We start from the raw sequence: 16292 nt of genomic DNA, 5'->3' as shown, positions 1-16292 counted from the left end.
AGCGAAGTGGAGAAAAAATTCCACTTCGCTTTTGGTTATTTTTGAACATAATCAGGGAAATCAGTAATAATGGCGTCTACGTTCATCGATAAAAGAAAATCAGCGGTTTGCTGATTGCGCACGGTCCAAGAGGAAATCTTCATTCCATTATTATGTACATTTGTCACTAACTCGCTTGTAACGAGCCCATAATGGGGATTAAAATAATCAGCATATGTGGCAAACTGCTGGAGCTTTTCCACTGTTATGTCTGCTTTAGATCCTGTTAAGACGCCAATTGGAACGCTTGGAAGCAGCTGGTCCATCTTTTTCATCGAGTCGAAATTAAATGACTGAACAATAATCTTCTCATTATTTGGCTTGTCCATATTGCGTTCTTGTAACTCATCAGCAATTTTTGCTTCAATACCTGGATAAAGTTCGGGCGACTTTAGTTCAATTAGAATCCCAATTTTTCCGCGGTATCGATCCAAAATTTCTTCAAATGTTGGAATGGGCTCTCCAGCAAATTCAGTTCCTTTCCAGCTTCCAGCATCTAACGATTGCAGTTCTTCTAACGTTAAATCTTTAACGGAGCCTGTACCGTTTGTCGTACGGTCTACGGTTAAATCGTGAATGACTACAAGCTCCCCATCTTTACTTTGCTGTACATCAATCTCAATATAATCTGATTTCATTTCAAACGCTTTATCAAATGCAGCAATCGTATTTTCTGGAGCATATCCAGATGCACCACGATGCGCTACGTTGTCTACGTCATGTTTTGCAGCTGATGCTTGCTGTAAAGGGCTTAGTAATAAAGCAAATGAAATCCCAACGCCTGCTAATACTTTCTTATTCATCTCTTCATCTCCCAACTCAAACTGTTTTCACGTTTCAGTATAAAATTGGAATATTGACACTGTATGAATCGTACATTGAGATTTGATTACAAGAAGATGAATAAAAATAGATACAAAGCCTTACTTTTATTTACAAATCAGCTAATGTTTCGACAGCTTTTAGACAGAATGGATCTCTTTTACACGCCCTACCTGTCCATCTGTTAGTCGAACTTTGATGCCGTGAGGGTGAAAAGAGGACTTGGTTAACAAATCTTTCACAATTCCCTCCGTTAATTTTCCAGTTCGTTGATCTGCTTTCAGAACGATCGATACCTTCGTTCCAGGAGAAATATCACTTCGATTTTGTCCGCTCATTTATAGCCACTTCACTTTCACGATGTGCTGACAAGTTAGTCAACCTGTACAAGCACATCTTCTTTATTTGGGTATGTTTTTTCAATATGATGCTCGCCCCATGCACAAAGAGCATCTAAAATTCCTTTAAGAGACCAGCCGTATTCCGTTAAAGAATACTCAACTTTCGGAGGAACTTGGTTATAGACTTCACGTAAAATAATGCCATCCTCTTCAAGCTCACGAAGCTGCTGGGTTAACATTTTTTGAGTGATTCCTGGCATCAAGCGCTTTAGCTCTCCGGTTCTCTTTTTTCCTTTTATCAAGTGACATAAAATCACTACTTTCCACTTACCACCAATTACTTCGAGAGAAGCTTCCACTGGAATATTGTACATTTTCATTGATAAAAGCCCCCTTATCTAACACTTTTATTTATTTTCTCATGCCACATGCAAGTGTCAACCTTGCATGGATTTGAATTAAGTTACTGTTATTGTACCGCTTTACGCCTAAAATAGTCCATTAGGTACTTTTTGGTGCCTATCGTACTTGAAAGTGCGTACTTTTTTTATGGATTTGTATCTTGCATAATGACTAACAGAGCTAGCCGGTCGGTGCTAGTTAGTTAAAAGTTTGACTCAGGAACTAGAAAGGCGCCTGTACTGAGATCAATATAAAGAGTTATCAAATCATGAAGGAGGAAAAAAGATGAATTCACTTTCACATACAAAAACAAATGAGAAAGGTGGAACCTTTGCATTATTAGCACTGGCTATTAGTGCATTTGGTATCGGGACAACTGAGTTTGTTCCAGTTGGTTTATTATCTAGTATATCGAATGATTTATCTATTTCAATTACGCTAGCGGGATTATTAATTTCTGGTTATGCAATTGGTGTATCCATTGGTGCCCCCGTCTTAACAGCTTTAACAAGTAAAGTGAACCGAAAAACATTGTTGATGGCACTAATGGTTGTATTTATTGTTGGAAACGCAGCAGCAGCAATGTCTACAAGCTTCTCACTATTGCTTATTGCTCGTTTCATTACGGCATTTTCACACGGGATATTCTTTTCAATTGGTTCAACTATTGCAGCTGATCTTGTGCCACAGCATAAAAGAGCAAGCGCAATTGCGTTTATGTTTACAGGGTTAACTGTTGCAACCGTAACAGGTGTTCCGCTTGGTACGTTTATCGGTCAAACATTTGGTTGGAGAGCAACCTTTGGGGCAGTGGCTTTACTTGGAGTAATTGGAATCATTGCAAGCGCCATTTTAATTCCAAATAACTTAAAAGAAGCACCGCCTGCGTCGTTTAAAGAACAAGTGAAAATTTTAAAGAATGGTCCGCTTTTATTAGCATTTGCTATTACCGCATTAGGGTACGGAGGTACGTTCGTTGCGTTTACTTATTTAACACCTCTTTTGGAAAATGTAACAGGCTTTAGTGCCAAATGGGTAAGCATTATCTTACTAGTCTATGGTGTTGCGGTGGCAATTGGTAATACTGTAGGTGGAAAAGCAGCAAATAAATCACCGCTTAAAGCATTGTTTTGGATGTTTATTTTCCAAGCTATTGTCTTAATTGTACTAAGCTTTACGGCACCGTTTAAGGCAGTTGGTCTAATTACAATTTTCTTAATGGGACTGTTTGCTTTCATGAATGTTCCAGGTCTGCAAATTTTAGTAGTAAACTTAGCTGAAAAATATGTTCCATCTGCTGTTAATGTTGCATCAGCGCTTAATATTGCTGCTTTTAACATCGGAATTGCTATTGGCGCATTTGTTGGTGGGATTATTGTAGATTCGATTGGCATCATTCATACACCGTGGATTGGTGGAGTAATGGTTATTGGGGCAGTACTATTAACAGCATGGAGTGCTCGCATAGAAAAAGCATAATGAACATAAAAGGCTTTAATCATTGAGTTCTAATGGTTAAAGCCTTTTTTTATGTACTTATTTACCGGTCTCTGTTTTTTGAAAATATTCTTGTTAAATTAACATAATTTCTTAAGTTGATTCATGATGAATTTTCTATAAATACTCATTTAGCAGGAGGCATATCATTGATATACCTATTGGAGTTATCTATAATGACTGATAAGAATTATTGTCAAATATGATAGGTGATGTTAATGGACTTAAATTATTTCTATACATTTAAAGAGGTTGTAAAGTGGGGGAGCTATACAAAAACAGGTGAACAATTGGGATATGCACAGTCTAGTGTGACGACCCAAATTAAAAAGCTTGAAGATCATTTTCAGGTTAAATTGTTTGAGAGAGTTGGGCGAAAAATGCGTCTTACTCAGTCAGGTGAAGAGCTCTATTATTACGTAAATCAGATTTTACTCCTCATGGATGAAGCAGAAGAGCGAATTTCAAACGAGCATAATTTGCGAGGTACTTTACGAATAGGTACAGTTGAATCACTGGCAGCATACTTTATAACGCCATACATTAAAGAGCTGAAAACTCGGCATCCTGACTTGAAAATTTTATTGGAATCAGGGCTCTGTCCAAAGTTAAAAGAAGGAGTGCTTGAGGGTGCGTTTGATCTGGCTATTGTGCTCGACCGGTATATTGATCACCCGGAATTGACCACAATTCCAATTCGTGAAGAAACACTAGTGATGATTGCTCCAAAGAATCACCGACTTCAGCAGCTTAAGGAAATGAACTTGCAAGAGCTTGAAGGTGAGACGCTGATCTTAACTGAGGAAGGATGTCCTTATCGAGTATTATTGGAACAGCTTTTAATGAACGAAACTATTCAAGTTAAGTCGGTTATTTCGTTCAGCAGCCTTGAAGCTATTAAACAGTGTGTAGCTGATGATTTAGGAATAGCAATTTTACCTGAAATTGCAGCAAGAAAAGAGATTGAATCCGGCAAAGTCACTCAGATTCCATTCGACCATGAAGAGATTCGCATTTATACTCAGATTGTTTATCAAAATAAAAAGTGGTTAACTCCGCCTTTAAGCCAGCTTATTACGTCTTTAAAAGATAACATCAAAAAAAATGATGAATAGCATAGAAAAGTATCGTATTTATTAATGTAAATGACGTGCTATACTATCTTCAAAACCATTCTAAGAGGTGCTCATTTTGAAGACATTTTTGCAATATAATCCTACAAAACTATACTTTGGACAAGGGCAAATAAAGCAACTATCAAATAGTTTGAATAAACACATAAATATACTGCTCGTATATGGCGGTGGCAGCATAAAGCGCAATGGCGTTTATAATGATGTGATGAATCAACTTAAACAGCTGAAAGCTACTGTATTTGAGTTAGCGGGTGTTGAGCCCAATCCCCGTTTAAGCACCGTTCGTAAGGGAGTAGAGATTTGTAAAAACGAAAACATTGACTTTATTTTAGCTGTAGGGGGAGGTAGTGTAATCGACTGTACAAAAGCTATTTCAGCAGGTGCTAAGCATGATGGAGATGCTTGGGATCTTATTAAAGGTATTGCTCCTATTGAAGCCGCCTTGCCGTTTGGTACAGTGCTGACATTAGCGGCAACTGGATCTGAAATGAATAATGTATCAGTTATTACTAATTGGGAGACAAAAGATAAGTTAGGCTGGAGTTCCCCTCATGTGTTTCCTGTATTTTCAATCTTAGACCCAACGTATACTTTCTCTGTTCCTCTTGACCAAACCGTTTATGGAATCGTTGATAGCATGTCACATGCTCTTGAGTATTATTTTCATCGTACGGAGAATACACCGATGATTGATGGATTTATCGAATCGTTATTGCGCACAGCGGTTGCAACAGGTCCAAAGTTAATTGAAGACTTGCATTCCTTTCAGCATAGGGAAACGATGATGTATCTTAGTACGACGGCTTTTAATGGACTACTGGCAAGCGGAACAGACGGAGGAGATTGGGCAACTCATCGTATCGAGCATGCAATTTCAGCTATCTATGATATTCCGCACGGAGGAGGACTTGCTATTCTATTTCCTAACTGGCTAGAGCATGTTCTTGAAGAGGACCCTTCGCGTGTCAAGAAGTTAGCTGTCAATGTATTTGGTGTTTCTACTGAAGGGAAAGACGATATGGAAGTAGCGAAAGAAGGTGCAAAAGCGCTGCGTGAGTTTTGGAATTCATTAGGAGCACCAAGCAGGCTGGCTGATTATAAGATTGATGACAAGGACCTTGATGCCATGGTAGAAAAGACGTTCATCAAACCAGGGGTCGGTACCTACAAAGAAATGAACGATGAAAGTGTACGTGATATTCTAAACCGTTCATTGTAATCTTATATAATAAAAGACTGGATAATAGGAATAAATGAAAACGAGCTCCTACTAAACGTTTAGTAAGAGCTCGTTTTCATATCGATTCTTAGTAATAACCAGGGCATTTTCTAATAAAGGGAAGGCATCTAATAAGAATGTCCTTTTACTCTTTAGACCATAGAGAAAGTAAAGGCCCATCCTCTCCGTAGACGGGATCTGTTTTAGGAAGAGGCACGTCTTCTATTTGCTCAACAGCCTCTGCATATTCAGCTGAATTTCCAGTTTTTAAATTATAGCTGATTCCGCCCGGATAAGCGCCAACTACTTGGAAATCAGCAGTTGATTGAAGACGCTTGTGACCTGTACCGGCTGGTAACACAATAACATCACCGGCATGCACAACAATATTTTCACCTTTTGGACCACCTAACTGCAAGCGAGCACAGCCCTTGATGATGCCAAGAACTTCATGGGCGTTACTGTGATAGTGGTGGAAATCATAAATACCATTAACCCAGCTATTCTTCCAATTGTGATTATGGAAAATAGTCTCGATCTTATCCTTACGATCAATTAGTGCATGTTCATAGAGTAAAACAGGAAGGGAAGGGTGATTGGGAATAACCCCATCATCATCAAAAAACAAAACTTTTACATCTGACACAATCTCTCCTCCTCCAAACATCGTATTTTCTTAACATTCCCTCTTCGTAAAAGAAATAAACTAATGGTGGATTAATTGTAAAAAAATGAAATATAAATAAATCTAAATTCCTAAAAAGGGGCGTTTGGTTCATTTGAACTATATGGGTTTATCTTGATAATAAAAAGTAAAAGTGGAATCTGAAAAAAAAGGAATGTACATGGTAAATATTATCATGGTAGGTTTTGTAAAGGGAAGAGTATATTGTTAACTAATTAAAAAATCGAATGAATTAGTGGGACGAAGTGAGTCGAAATACTTACAAAAATACTCTGGTGATTTAATGACTTATGGAAGATTGAAGATGTTTCAGGATTTCCTTATGATGGTAAAGGAGAATTAAGTAATGAACTTTATCAAATAATTGTAAAAAAGTAATTCGAAATAAATGATTGTGGGTATAGCAATTATGAATTAGTCGATGATGGAGTTCATGAAAACATAAAGAGAAACGGAGAGGATTACGTGAAAAAAGCAGCAGGTTTACTCTTAGTTGGAGCTCTCTCACTAGGCTTAGCAGCGTGCGGGTCAAGTGAAGAAGGAGCAAGTGCAAATAAGTCATTTGAAGCAAAAATTGCTGATGCACAGTACATATTAGTATCGGAGCAAGACGGTGGCGTAAGCGGAGATGAAGCTTTACTTGCGGTAGAGTTAGAAGTGAAGAATACGTCCAAAGATGCCATTTCGTTGTCTAGCAATGATGTTAGTCTTTATGATGGTGACGAACAATTAGAACCTAATACAGACGTATACAGCGATGAAATTGAAACGTCAATGCGATCCGGGAAAATTACGTCTGATAAATCGAAAAAGCTGACGTATCTTTTTAACGTAGAAAAAGATAAAGAATATGAAATTGGTGTTCAGCCAATTAGTCAAGACTATGAAAATAAGATTGAAGAAGTAAAGCTAAAATTAGACACAGCAAAGTATGAAAAAAGCTTAAAAAACTTAGAAACACCTGAAAAAGCATTAGCAGCCTATATTGACGTGTTGTTCTTAGGGAAAGAAAATGAAGACTTCGATAAATATGTAGTAGCGGATAAGGAAGAAGTTGAAAAGTCTGCTAATAAAGCATTCCGTGAGTCAATTAATAAAGTGTTTTCAAATGATTTAACAGAAGAAGGTGCGTCTAATTTATACAAAATATATAAAGACGAACTAAATTCAAAAGCGACGTTTGAAGCTAAAACGGTTGAAAATGTGAATGGAAAAGCAGTTGTTGAAGTGAAATATTCAAGTATCGGCGTATATAACTTATACAATACAGTTTCTGATTATAAACGCGCTTATTATCAAGAAACAAAAGAATATGATACGAAAAAACAAGAAGCTTATGCAATTTCAAAATTCAAAGATATTTTAGGTGGAGCAGAGCTTAAAGAAAGTAATTATCCATTAGAAATTGAAATGGTTGAAAAAGACGGAAAATGGGAAGTTAAGCCAAAAGATAAGTATAGCGATACAGTTGAAAAAGCATTCGCTGCGGGTGACATTAACTAAAGATGTAAGCCTAGAAAGAGAGAAGAGATAATCTGCTCTCTTTTTTGATTTTATAAAGCGCTTACTGTAAATTTTGTTTGTGTTTTGAGCAAATTTTAAAGTTATTTTTATGAAGATGTGCTAGTATGATGGTCTCAATAAAAGTTTTTACGTATATAGTTGGAGGAATGGAAGATGAAAGCAAAATATTGTAGAGAATCAAAAGCAGTTAGAACGAGTCGCGTGTTTCCAAATGATACAAATAATCATCAAACATTATTTGGTGGTAAGCTCATGAGCGATATTGATATGATTGCTTCAATTTCTGCTTCTCGTCATAGCCGAGCAGAATGCGTAACGGCATCAACAGATTCTGTGCATTTCTTACATCCGATTACTCCACAGGATTCGGTGTGCTTTGAATCATATGTCTCTTGGACAGGACGATCATCAATGGAGATCTTTGTGAAAATTATAAAAGAAAACTTAAAATCAGGAGAGCGAAAAATTGCCGCTACGTCCTTTATTACGTTTGTTGCGCTTGGAGAAGATGGCAAGCCTTGTGAAGTGCCGAGCGTAATCCCAGAAACGGATGAAGAAAAGTATTTATATCAAACAGCACCTGAGCGAGCAAAAATTCGAAAAAGTGTGCGCGCAAACAGCAATAGTTTAGCCAAATTCTTAAGTCTCAATCAGCCGTGGAGCTAATTGTAAATTATCTGTCAGCTAACCTTACCAACTAACAGACGAATGGTGCTGGAGATGCTAATCTTTAAATTATCATTTTCGTCTACAAACTGGAGGGGAAGCAGATGTTTAAAGATGCTGTATTAGCAAAAGAGTGGTTGCCAGTTGCGTACAGTCAAGATATAGGTACAGATCCACTTGCTGTGAAGGTATTAGAAGAGAGAGTAGTGCTTTTTCGGGTAAGAGGAACAATTAAAGCCTTTAAAGATCTTTGCATTCATCGAGGTGCTGCTTTATCGCTTGGTAAGGTAAAAGATAATTGTATTGTTTGTCCTTATCATGGATGGGAATATAATGTGGATGGACAGTGTACAAAAATTCCACAGCAGCCACCGAATAGAGCGATTCCACTCAAAGCAAAAGCTATTGTGTATCAGTGCAGAGAAGAATACGGCATGGTTTGGGTTCGACTCAGTGAACAAGGGTCGGATGCTGCTGAGCCTTTTCCTTATTATGAGGAATATGACCACTCATCTTTTAAGACTGTCCATGCATATTCTCACACGATGAACGCAGCTGCACCTCGTGTGGTCGAAAATTTTTTGGACGTGAGCCACCTTGCGTTTGTTCATGAGGGAAGCTTAGGACACCCAGACTATACGGAAATCCCCGATTACAAGGTGCACTGGCGTGATAACCATTATATCTCAGATGAGATTGAAGTATATGCCGATGCGGATGGTACAGGAAACTGGTCAACGATTTACTATACGTTTGAAATTCTTCGTCCGACAGTTGCGAGGTTGAAAAAAGTAAATTATCAAACCAACGAAATCTTCTCCATGCTATTTGCAGTATTGCCCCAAGAACAGCTAAAATCAACCGTCTTTGCACTTGTATCACGAAACTATGAGCTCGATAAGCCTGATGAATACTTTCAAGAATTTCAGCAGCTTATCATCGAACAAGATACAGACATTGTTGAAAGTCAAAAGCCGGAAGAGCTTCCGTTAGACTTACAAGCAGAGCTGCACCTTAACCCTGATCGCGTGAGCATTGCATACCGAAAATGGTTAGGAGAAATTGGCGTTGAGTTTGGAAGCGATGTGGGAAGAAAGGCAAAAACTATATAATAAGGAAGAAAAGGTGCTGTTTATCTTGATAAACAGCATCTTTTTTGTTGAGTATAAAACTATAAAAGTAAAAATATAGTAAATTAGTAAACTTTATAACATTTTTATGTTAAAATGTTACTGATTTGTTTATAACTTACCAATAGTGCTTGTGAAGGTAAACAAATAAAAATTTATTCAAAAAAGGAGCTATTATATGAATCCAGAAATTGCGACGACCGAGCAGGAGCAGGGTCCAAAGCCGTCCGTATTTAAGTTTATTTTTAGCCCAGGCGCTGAGTTTGACAAAATGAAGCAGCGTCCGGCGATTGTGGCTTCACTCATTCTCGTTATCTTACTAAGTGCCGCGGCATTCGCACTTAGTACCATTACGCCAGAAAACTTGGCTTCTTTACAAGAACTTGGGCTTGAGCCAGATGATTCTATGAAATTGTTTAGTATGATTGGAGCTGGAATTGGAGCGTTAATTGTCACGCCTATTGCGATGTTAATTGGTGCAGGAATTCTTTTACTTATTGTGAAAATCGGAAAAGGAACAGCAAAGTATAAGCATATGTTTAGTTTAACAGCATTCATTACGTTCATTACAATGCTTGGATTATTACTAAATACAGTCATTGCAGTTGTAGCTGGAACAGGAACAAACATAACGTCTTTAAACGGTTTAGTTGGAGCTGAAGGAGCTGTTGGTGGCGTATTGGCAAGCATTGAAATTTTCTCAATTTGGTCGCTAATTTTAACAGCAATGGGTTTACAAAAAGTAGGCGGTTTATCTAAAAAAGCGGCAATTATTATTGCTAGTGTCTTCTTTGTACTGTCTGTTATTTCACAAATTATAGGAAGTGTTATGGCATAATGAAAAAAGGTATCATCATCACAGTTGTTTCTCTCTTAATCGTAGTACTAATTGGCGTAAATGTGTTTAAAGCACAGAAAAGTGAAGACGTACAAGTTAGCGTGACGTCATTAAAAGATATGACGTTGCGCAGTACGGTAATGATCCCAGGTACCCTTAAGCTTGCCGATGAGCAGTATGTGTATTATCAGCCAGAAAATGGTGAGATCGAAGATATTAAAGTCACAGAAGGTACAAGGGTGCAGGTTGGTACACCGCTTGTCACGTATACAAATGATGATTTAGAGCTTGAAAAAGAACAAAATAAACTTGGCGAAAAATCAAATGATCTACAAGTTAGCTCACTAAATAAGCAGATTGCTAAATTAAAAGATAAGCAAAAACAACTTGAAAAAGAACTTCCAAAAGAAGAAGCGAAAGCACAAATCGAAGATGAGCGAACGCAGCTTAATTTAGACCTTGAAACAGCAAAAATTGAAGCTGAACGAAATAAGCTAGAGCGCAAGTCGTTAACAAAGAAAGAAAATAACCTTATTGAAAAGAGTGAATTAGCTGGCACAGTGCTGTCTGTAGATAAAGAAGCTGCTCATAATACAACTGAGGTTCAAAAGCCGCTTATACATATTGGTAATACGGATCAATATTTGGCAACGGGCGTTTTATCAGAGTATGATGCTCTTAACATTGAAGTAGGTCAGCCAGTGAAAATTACATCTGACGTAGTGCCGGACAAAGAGTGGGAAGGTTCTGTCCAGCAAATTGATTTTTTGCCACAGCAGTCCGATGCAGCGAGTGGTGGAGACGGAGCGAATCAATATCCAGTACAAGTGAAAGTAACGGATGAAGAAATTAAAAGCATTCGCCCAGGCTTTAAGCTTTTATTAGAAATTGAAACTGAAAGCAAAAAAGCAAAAGCTGTTCCATCAAAAGCGATTGTTAATGAAGGTGATGAGAAATACGTATATATTGTAAAAGATGGAAAAGCAGTTAAGCGAGAAGTGAAGGTTGGCCAAACAACAAACAAGTCAATTGAAATTGTTAAAGGCGTTACAAGTAAAGATCAAATCATCTCAAATCCATCTAATAAACTCGCAGATGGTGTGGAAGTGACAGTAAGATGATTAAATTAGAAAATATCTCTAAAAGCTATTATCTTGGTAAAGAAGAAGTGCCTATCTTAAAAGGAATCGATTTAGAGATTAGAGACGGTGAATTTGTTGCTATTATGGGTCCCTCAGGTTCAGGTAAATCAACCTTAATGAACATTATTGGCTGTTTAGACCGACCGACTTCCGGTGCTTACTTTTTGAATGAACTTGAGATTTCAACGTACAGCGATGATCAGTTAGCCAAGGTTCGAAACGAACAGCTTGGGTTTGTGTTTCAGCAATTCCAGCTGTTGCCACGTTTAAAAGCTGTGGAAAATGTAGAGCTACCGATGGTCTATACGGGTATATCTCGAAAAGAGCGACGAGAGCGTGCTGAAGCTGCGCTGTTAAAAGTAGGGTTAGGTGAAAGAATTAACCACTTACCAAATGAGTTATCCGGTGGACAAAAGCAGCGTGTTGCTATTGCTCGTGCCATTGTTAATAAGCCTAGCCTTATTTTAGCGGATGAGCCGACCGGAGCACTTGATACGAAAACAAGCGTATCGATTATGGAGGAATTTGCTGCTTTAAACAAAGAAGGAACAACTGTAGTGGTGATTACTCATGAGCCAGAAGTGGCTGAATATGCTTCAAGAACAATATTAGTTCGTGATGGAAATATCGTTGCGTACAACGGTAAGGAGAGTCTTGAACTATGAGCATGATGGAAAATATTCGCATGGCTTTGGCGTCGGTTGTTGCCCATAAATTACGCTCGATCTTGACGATGCTCGGTATTATTATAGGGGTTGCAGCAGTTATTATTGTAGTGGCGATTGGGCAAGGTGGAGAACAGATGCTTAAATCGCAAATTACAGGCGATAGCAATACGGTTGAGCTAATGTATGAACCTTCAGAGGAAGAAATACAAACAAACCCAAACATTTGGGAGCAGGCGTTTTTTACGTCGCAAGATATTGATAATCTAGGCAAGTTACCAGGTGTTGAAAACGTTGTGGCATCTCTGCAGGAAATGATGTCGGTCCGTTATAAAGAAGACACGTTAGATACAACGGTATATGCTATTAACCAGTCGTATTTGGACGTAAATGACGTAAAAGTTGCACAGGGACAAAGCCTAACCGATGGTGATTTCTTGTCCGGTAACCGAGTTGCCCTTATCAGTGATGAGTTAAATAAGGAAATGTTTAAAGATAGCAGTGGTATTGGTGAAATCATTTGGGTGAAAAATCAGCCAATTGAAGTTGTAGGAATCTTAGAAAAGCCAACCGGTATATTAGGGTCCTTTGGCATGATGGAAGTGTATATGCCAAGCAACACGTATAAATCAAGCTTTGGAAAAGTAGACTATACGTCTGTAAGCCTTCAAGCTTCTAATCCGGATGAACTACAAGCCGTTGGAGAGAGCGCAGCAAATCTATTAAATGAAACGTACGGAACAGAAGATTCCTACACGGTTATGAACATGGAAGCTATTGCAGATGGTATTGGTCAAGTCACAACCATTATGACAACCATTATTGGTTCAATTGCGGGAATCTCATTATTAGTTGGTGGCATTGGCGTTATGAATATCATGCTTGTATCGGTTACAGAACGAACAAGAGAAATTGGTATTCGTAAAGCTCTAGGTGCAACCAAAAGGCAGATCTTAACACAGTTCTTGATTGAATCAATGACGTTAACGTTAATTGGTGGTGTCGTTGGTATTTTACTTGGAGCAGGCGGTGCTTCTATCGTTTCTATGTTTGCAGGATGGCCACCGTTAATTTCATGGCAAATTATTGTCATTGGACTATTGTTCTCTATGACAATCGGCGTAATTTTTGGGATGCTTCCAGCAAACAAAGCAGCCAAGCTCGATCCAATTGAAGCATTAAGGTATGAATAAAGAAGAAAATCACTCAAAACCAGAGTGATTTTCTTTTTTTAGAAGAATCTATAATATAATAGAAGAAAAGGGGATATGAACAGGGGGAGAGAGGATGACTATTTCACTTTTTCTTATTATGTTTGTGGGAATTATTTCGCTAGTCGGAACGATATGGATTGCAAATAACGATGACAAACAATATAAAAAGACTGGAAAGAAACGAATTCGGAACTTATCATTTATTTATGTAGCGCTGCTAGTAGGTTCTGCGATTGCCGTTGCTGTTTATATTGTGAATATTTAATTGTGAAGCTATGTTAACCTCAAACTTCAATTTTCACATAGTAGAGGTTACTGAATTAACATATTTGAAGAAGAGGTTAAACTGTTGTGGTCGCTAGCTAAAGTATTTCAGTCAACTAGATATCCGAACGATTGCTACCTGCAATTGTTCGGATATTTTGTTGATTGCGAAAATAAGTTAAAAAAGCGAGTGTCTGTAGCACAATGAATGTGTTCTCACAGCCATGCTTTTTCTTTGAGATGAAAAACTGCATTGCTTTATCGTAAATTAAAATCTCCGCTTGAGACATCTACGTCCATTCGATGCGTACCTTTCCCATTTGTAGCTTCAATTTTACCTTCTTGTTCTTTGATTGTTTTAAAGTTAAACCGGTTATGAATATCTCCTACGCTCGCTTTAGCTTGTAGCGTAATATCAGCTTTAGGTGGCAGCGTAACGGTCATATCCCCAGAACTAACGTGAGCTTTAATCGAGTCAACCACTCTATTTATAGAAATAGAAGCATCTCCTGAAGATACGTGAGAATTCAATTTTCCTTCGTAGTTTTTAATCGCAAGATCTCCTGACTGTACATCAATTGAGCCTTCTTTGGTTCGCACTTTGTTGACTATGAGATCTCCTGAGGAAACATTGATGTCTAATTTATCTGCATCGATTCCTTGAATAACAGTATAGCCAGATTGTACTTTAATCGAAAAACTATCAAGTGATAAAGAGGTTTCGTTAAATTCTACATCTCCTGAACCAACGTTTAACTCTAAATGATTGCTGTATTCTTTTGGAATATAAATTGTTAGTTTACTACTATTTCCAAATGAAAAGAACGAAAAAGGCTTATTCTTATACGTAACGGTAATTGTTTTTCCGTTGCGCTGAACATTTACTTTTCCCTTGCCTTGTAAATCCGCTTTTACTTCTTTTTCATTGTACTCTTCAACGACTGTATTCACATTTGCAGTTTCAAGCTTAATACTTTCAATAGAATTTGTTAGAGCTGCTTCGGTTTTTGATAATCCCAATGTCCATGTAGATGTGGTAAATGGATTAGTTAAAAGAAAAGCAGCACCAATAAATATTAGAACTAAAAACAATAATCTTTTCATGCTTCACCCTGCTTTCAATTTTATAAAGAAATAAGATACATAACTAATTTTATCCATTTTGTGGTAGTTAATCAATGGCCCGAGGAATGAACTATAGGTAAGACCTGAGATGTAGTTAGAGATTGGTAGATGTTTACTTATTTTTCTAAAATAATGAATGAAATTCAGTTAGTGAAAGGTAAAAGTAAAAATAATCCATAAAATTCAAGTAACAGTCATAAAAATGTTAGTTTTATTACGAATTTTAAAGGAATTATATGGTTTGTAATATTATTATTTCTCTTGTAAGAAACTTAATCCAATCTGAACAAATGTTACCCATTCTTTCAATGAAATTGGCTTTCTCTATGCTAAGATAATGTCAGGTTATTTTTTCGGGAGGTATTTTTATGAAAAAAGGAAAATTGACAAAGTGGGTCATTACATCAGCTGCATCACTTTCATTTTTTGCAGTACAAGGAACGGCTGCATCAGCAGCATCTCATAAAGTATCGACAGGAGATACGCTGTGGAAGCTTAGTCAACAAGAAGGCGTATCCGTAGATGAACTAAAACAAGCAAATAATCGTACGAACGATATGATTTATGTTGGAGAAGTCCTAACAATTCCAGAAAAAGAGACGGTACATACGGTAGTACAAGGTGAGACATTGTTTAGTATTTCACAGACATATAATACAAGCGTAGATCGTTTGAAAGACTTAAACGGATTACAAAGTGATCTTATTAATGTAGGGCAACAGCTAGTGGTAACAGGAGAAAGAGCTTCTGAAGCAGCACCAGCACCACAGCCTACAGATGTAGGAGTTGCGGAAGCAGAAAAAGATTTATTAGCAAGATTAGTAGAAGCAGAAGCGAAAGGTGAACCGTACCAAGGTAAAGTAGCGGTAGCAACCGTGGTTATGAACCGCGTATCGTCACCAGAATTCCCTAACAGCATTACAGAGGTGATTAATCAGCCTTTAGCTAACGGCGGCTACGAGTTTTCTCCAGTCGGCAATGGAACAATTAATCAGCCTGCTTCTGATGAGTCAAGACGTGCAGTAGAAGAAGCGCTAGCAAATCCAGATCATCAAAACCCTGCGCTGTTTTTCTATAATCCGCAGATTGCAACAAATTCGTGGCTAGAAACAAAGCAGGTAACAGCAGTTATCGGAAATCATGTATTTGCTAAATAAAAAGAAGCGAGGACATCCTCGCTTCTTTTTTATTGCTTATAGGTATGCTTGTAGCTGTTGCGATAGTTTAAGAAATTCCTGTTTGTTGCGATTTAATAAGGCATGATCAATTTCTTTTTGAAGCTGTTGTTTTTGAAACATCCGAAGCGCATGGTCTAATACCATTTCAGCCGTTAATGAGTTCATTGTATCTTCTTCATTTTGTTTCTGGATATGATTCAAATGTTTTTCCACGGGGAAATCAACTCCTCAGAAATTTTTAATTACCTGTTCATGCTATAAGCTATGCGATGTTTCTAAAAATGGTTCGTAGTTCACAGCGCATATGGGGAGATAAGAAAGTCATATAAAATCGAATTGAGTAAAGATAATTGTACTATAACAGAATGTATATATCAACATTGTTATATAATTGATTGTCGTCTT

General features: G+C 37.6%; 18 protein-coding genes. 12 read left to right on the top strand and 6 right to left on the bottom strand.

Annotated features, from left to right (window positions below; all coding sequences use genetic code 11):
* Window positions 1-35: 35 nt before the first annotated feature.
* The 3 genes from V2145_RS15115 to V2145_RS15105 form a co-directional block, all read right to left on the bottom strand.
* A complete protein-coding gene (locus V2145_RS15115) occupies window positions 36-842 on the bottom strand; it encodes a glycerophosphodiester phosphodiesterase (protein WP_094912237.1) in 807 nt (268 codons plus the stop codon).
* A gap of 159 nt (window positions 843-1001) precedes the next feature.
* Entirely contained in the window at window positions 1002-1199 is a 198-nt protein-coding gene (locus tag V2145_RS15110) for a YwbE family protein (protein ID WP_094912238.1), read from the bottom strand.
* 35 nt (window positions 1200-1234) lie between these two features.
* Entirely contained in the window at window positions 1235-1582 is a 348-nt protein-coding gene (locus V2145_RS15105; protein ID WP_094912239.1) for a winged helix-turn-helix transcriptional regulator, read from the bottom strand.
* 307 nt (window positions 1583-1889) lie between these two features.
* Here V2145_RS15105 and V2145_RS15100 point away from each other — a divergent pair, with 307 nt between their 5' ends.
* From V2145_RS15100 to V2145_RS15090, 3 genes are all read left to right on the top strand, one after another.
* Window positions 1890-3083, top strand: coding sequence for an MFS transporter (locus V2145_RS15100; protein ID WP_094912240.1), 1194 nt, complete (start codon window positions 1890-1892; stop codon window positions 3081-3083).
* A 236-nt stretch (window positions 3084-3319) separates the two neighbouring features.
* Window positions 3320-4216 carry a LysR family transcriptional regulator gene (locus V2145_RS15095; RefSeq protein WP_094912241.1) on the top strand — a complete coding sequence of 299 codons (897 nt, stop codon included), beginning with the start codon at window positions 3320-3322 and terminating at the stop codon, window positions 4214-4216.
* Between the two features lie 76 nt (window positions 4217-4292).
* Window positions 4293-5456 carry an iron-containing alcohol dehydrogenase gene (locus V2145_RS15090; RefSeq protein ID WP_330987972.1) on the top strand — a complete coding sequence of 388 codons (1164 nt, stop codon included), beginning with the start codon at window positions 4293-4295 and terminating at the stop codon, window positions 5454-5456.
* A 145-nt stretch (window positions 5457-5601) separates the two neighbouring features.
* Here the strand turns inward: V2145_RS15090 and V2145_RS15085 are convergent, their stop codons facing one another.
* Window positions 5602-6123 (bottom strand): cupin domain-containing protein, encoded by a 522-nt coding sequence (locus tag V2145_RS15085; protein WP_311859155.1) that lies wholly within the window; start codon window positions 6121-6123, stop codon window positions 5602-5604.
* Between the two features lie 483 nt (window positions 6124-6606).
* On the opposite strand from V2145_RS15085, the gene V2145_RS15080 reads away from it, so the two are divergent.
* The 8 genes from V2145_RS15080 to V2145_RS15045 all read left to right on the top strand — a co-directional run bounded on the left by V2145_RS15080 (window position 6607) and on the right by V2145_RS15045 (window position 13585).
* Window positions 6607-7644, top strand: coding sequence for a DUF5105 domain-containing protein (locus V2145_RS15080; protein WP_311859152.1), 1038 nt, complete (start codon window positions 6607-6609; stop codon window positions 7642-7644).
* A 174-nt stretch (window positions 7645-7818) separates the two neighbouring features.
* A complete protein-coding gene (locus V2145_RS15075) occupies window positions 7819-8331 on the top strand; it encodes an acyl-CoA thioesterase (RefSeq protein ID WP_131887297.1) in 513 nt (170 codons plus the stop codon).
* 104 nt (window positions 8332-8435) lie between these two features.
* Window positions 8436-9443: an aromatic ring-hydroxylating oxygenase subunit alpha gene (locus tag V2145_RS15070; protein WP_131887296.1), complete on the top strand. Its 1008-nt coding sequence runs from the start codon at window positions 8436-8438 to the stop codon at window positions 9441-9443.
* Between the two features lie 196 nt (window positions 9444-9639).
* Window positions 9640-10299, top strand: coding sequence for a Yip1 family protein (locus V2145_RS15065; RefSeq protein WP_131887295.1), 660 nt, complete (start codon window positions 9640-9642; stop codon window positions 10297-10299).
* Window positions 10299-11420 (top strand): efflux RND transporter periplasmic adaptor subunit, encoded by a 1122-nt coding sequence (locus tag V2145_RS15060; protein ID WP_330987971.1) that lies wholly within the window; start codon window positions 10299-10301, stop codon window positions 11418-11420. The genes V2145_RS15065 and V2145_RS15060 overlap by 1 nt, the downstream gene beginning before the upstream one ends.
* Entirely contained in the window at window positions 11417-12106 is a 690-nt protein-coding gene (locus V2145_RS15055; protein ID WP_094912249.1) for an ABC transporter ATP-binding protein, read from the top strand. The genes V2145_RS15060 and V2145_RS15055 overlap by 4 nt, the downstream gene beginning before the upstream one ends.
* Complete coding sequence (locus V2145_RS15050; RefSeq protein WP_131887293.1) at window positions 12103-13299, top strand: ABC transporter permease; 1197 nt, start codon at window positions 12103-12105, stop codon at window positions 13297-13299. Before V2145_RS15055 ends, V2145_RS15050 begins: the two co-directional genes overlap by 4 nt.
* A 94-nt stretch (window positions 13300-13393) precedes the next feature.
* On the top strand, window positions 13394-13585 hold the full coding sequence (locus V2145_RS15045) for a hypothetical protein (protein WP_210611044.1): 192 nt from the start codon (window positions 13394-13396) through the stop codon (window positions 13583-13585).
* A 257-nt stretch (window positions 13586-13842) separates the two neighbouring features.
* Here the strand turns inward: V2145_RS15045 and V2145_RS15040 are convergent, their stop codons facing one another.
* The gene (locus tag V2145_RS15040; RefSeq protein ID WP_330987970.1) at window positions 13843-14688 is read right to left on the bottom strand and encodes a DUF4097 family beta strand repeat-containing protein; all 846 of its coding nucleotides are present in this window, start codon (window positions 14686-14688) and stop codon (window positions 13843-13845) included.
* 389 nt (window positions 14689-15077) lie between these two features.
* Here V2145_RS15040 and V2145_RS15035 point away from each other — a divergent pair, with 389 nt between their 5' ends.
* On the top strand, window positions 15078-15866 hold the full coding sequence (locus tag V2145_RS15035; protein WP_330987969.1) for a cell wall hydrolase: 789 nt from the start codon (window positions 15078-15080) through the stop codon (window positions 15864-15866).
* A gap of 36 nt (window positions 15867-15902) precedes the next feature.
* Here V2145_RS15035 and V2145_RS15030 read toward each other — a convergent pair whose 3' ends face one another.
* Complete coding sequence (locus V2145_RS15030) at window positions 15903-16100, bottom strand: IDEAL domain-containing protein (protein WP_256993380.1); 198 nt, start codon at window positions 16098-16100, stop codon at window positions 15903-15905.
* Window positions 16101-16292 lie beyond the last annotated feature (192 nt).

This window comes from Priestia sp. GS2 (assembly GCF_036409025.1).
In the GTDB taxonomy this organism is placed as follows: domain Bacteria; phylum Bacillota; class Bacilli; order Bacillales; family Bacillaceae_H; genus Priestia; species Priestia aryabhattai_A.
Note: the sequence above shows the minus strand (reverse complement) of the source record. Positions and strands in the feature narration are given on the sequence as shown.

What these genes read in the sequence shown, in the direction of transcription:
- V2145_RS15105 (WP_094912239.1), bottom strand. Translation starts at nt 1,582, where the DNA reads ATGAAAATGTACAATATTCCAGTGGAAGCTTCTCTCGAAGTAATTGGT.
- V2145_RS15065 (WP_131887295.1), top strand. Translation starts at nt 9,640, where the DNA reads ATGAATCCAGAAATTGCGACGACCGAGCAGGAGCAGGGTCCAAAGCCG.
- V2145_RS15040 (WP_330987970.1), bottom strand. Translation starts at nt 14,688, where the DNA reads ATGAAAAGATTATTGTTTTTAGTTCTAATATTTATTGGTGCTGCTTTT.
- V2145_RS15115 (WP_094912237.1), bottom strand. Translation starts at nt 842, where the DNA reads ATGAATAAGAAAGTATTAGCAGGCGTTGGGATTTCATTTGCTTTATTA.
- V2145_RS15070 (WP_131887296.1), top strand. Translation starts at nt 8,436, where the DNA reads ATGTTTAAAGATGCTGTATTAGCAAAAGAGTGGTTGCCAGTTGCGTAC.
- V2145_RS15085 (WP_311859155.1), bottom strand. Translation starts at nt 6,123, where the DNA reads ATGTTTGGAGGAGGAGAGATTGTGTCAGATGTAAAAGTTTTGTTTTTT.
- V2145_RS15100 (WP_094912240.1), top strand. Translation starts at nt 1,890, where the DNA reads ATGAATTCACTTTCACATACAAAAACAAATGAGAAAGGTGGAACCTTT.
- V2145_RS15035 (WP_330987969.1), top strand. Translation starts at nt 15,078, where the DNA reads ATGAAAAAAGGAAAATTGACAAAGTGGGTCATTACATCAGCTGCATCA.
- V2145_RS15110 (WP_094912238.1), bottom strand. Translation starts at nt 1,199, where the DNA reads ATGAGCGGACAAAATCGAAGTGATATTTCTCCTGGAACGAAGGTATCG.
- V2145_RS15055 (WP_094912249.1), top strand. Translation starts at nt 11,417, where the DNA reads ATGATTAAATTAGAAAATATCTCTAAAAGCTATTATCTTGGTAAAGAA.
- V2145_RS15075 (WP_131887297.1), top strand. Translation starts at nt 7,819, where the DNA reads ATGAAAGCAAAATATTGTAGAGAATCAAAAGCAGTTAGAACGAGTCGC.
- V2145_RS15095 (WP_094912241.1), top strand. Translation starts at nt 3,320, where the DNA reads ATGGACTTAAATTATTTCTATACATTTAAAGAGGTTGTAAAGTGGGGG.
- V2145_RS15050 (WP_131887293.1), top strand. Translation starts at nt 12,103, where the DNA reads ATGAGCATGATGGAAAATATTCGCATGGCTTTGGCGTCGGTTGTTGCC.
- V2145_RS15045 (WP_210611044.1), top strand. Translation starts at nt 13,394, where the DNA reads ATGACTATTTCACTTTTTCTTATTATGTTTGTGGGAATTATTTCGCTA.
- V2145_RS15060 (WP_330987971.1), top strand. Translation starts at nt 10,299, where the DNA reads ATGAAAAAAGGTATCATCATCACAGTTGTTTCTCTCTTAATCGTAGTA.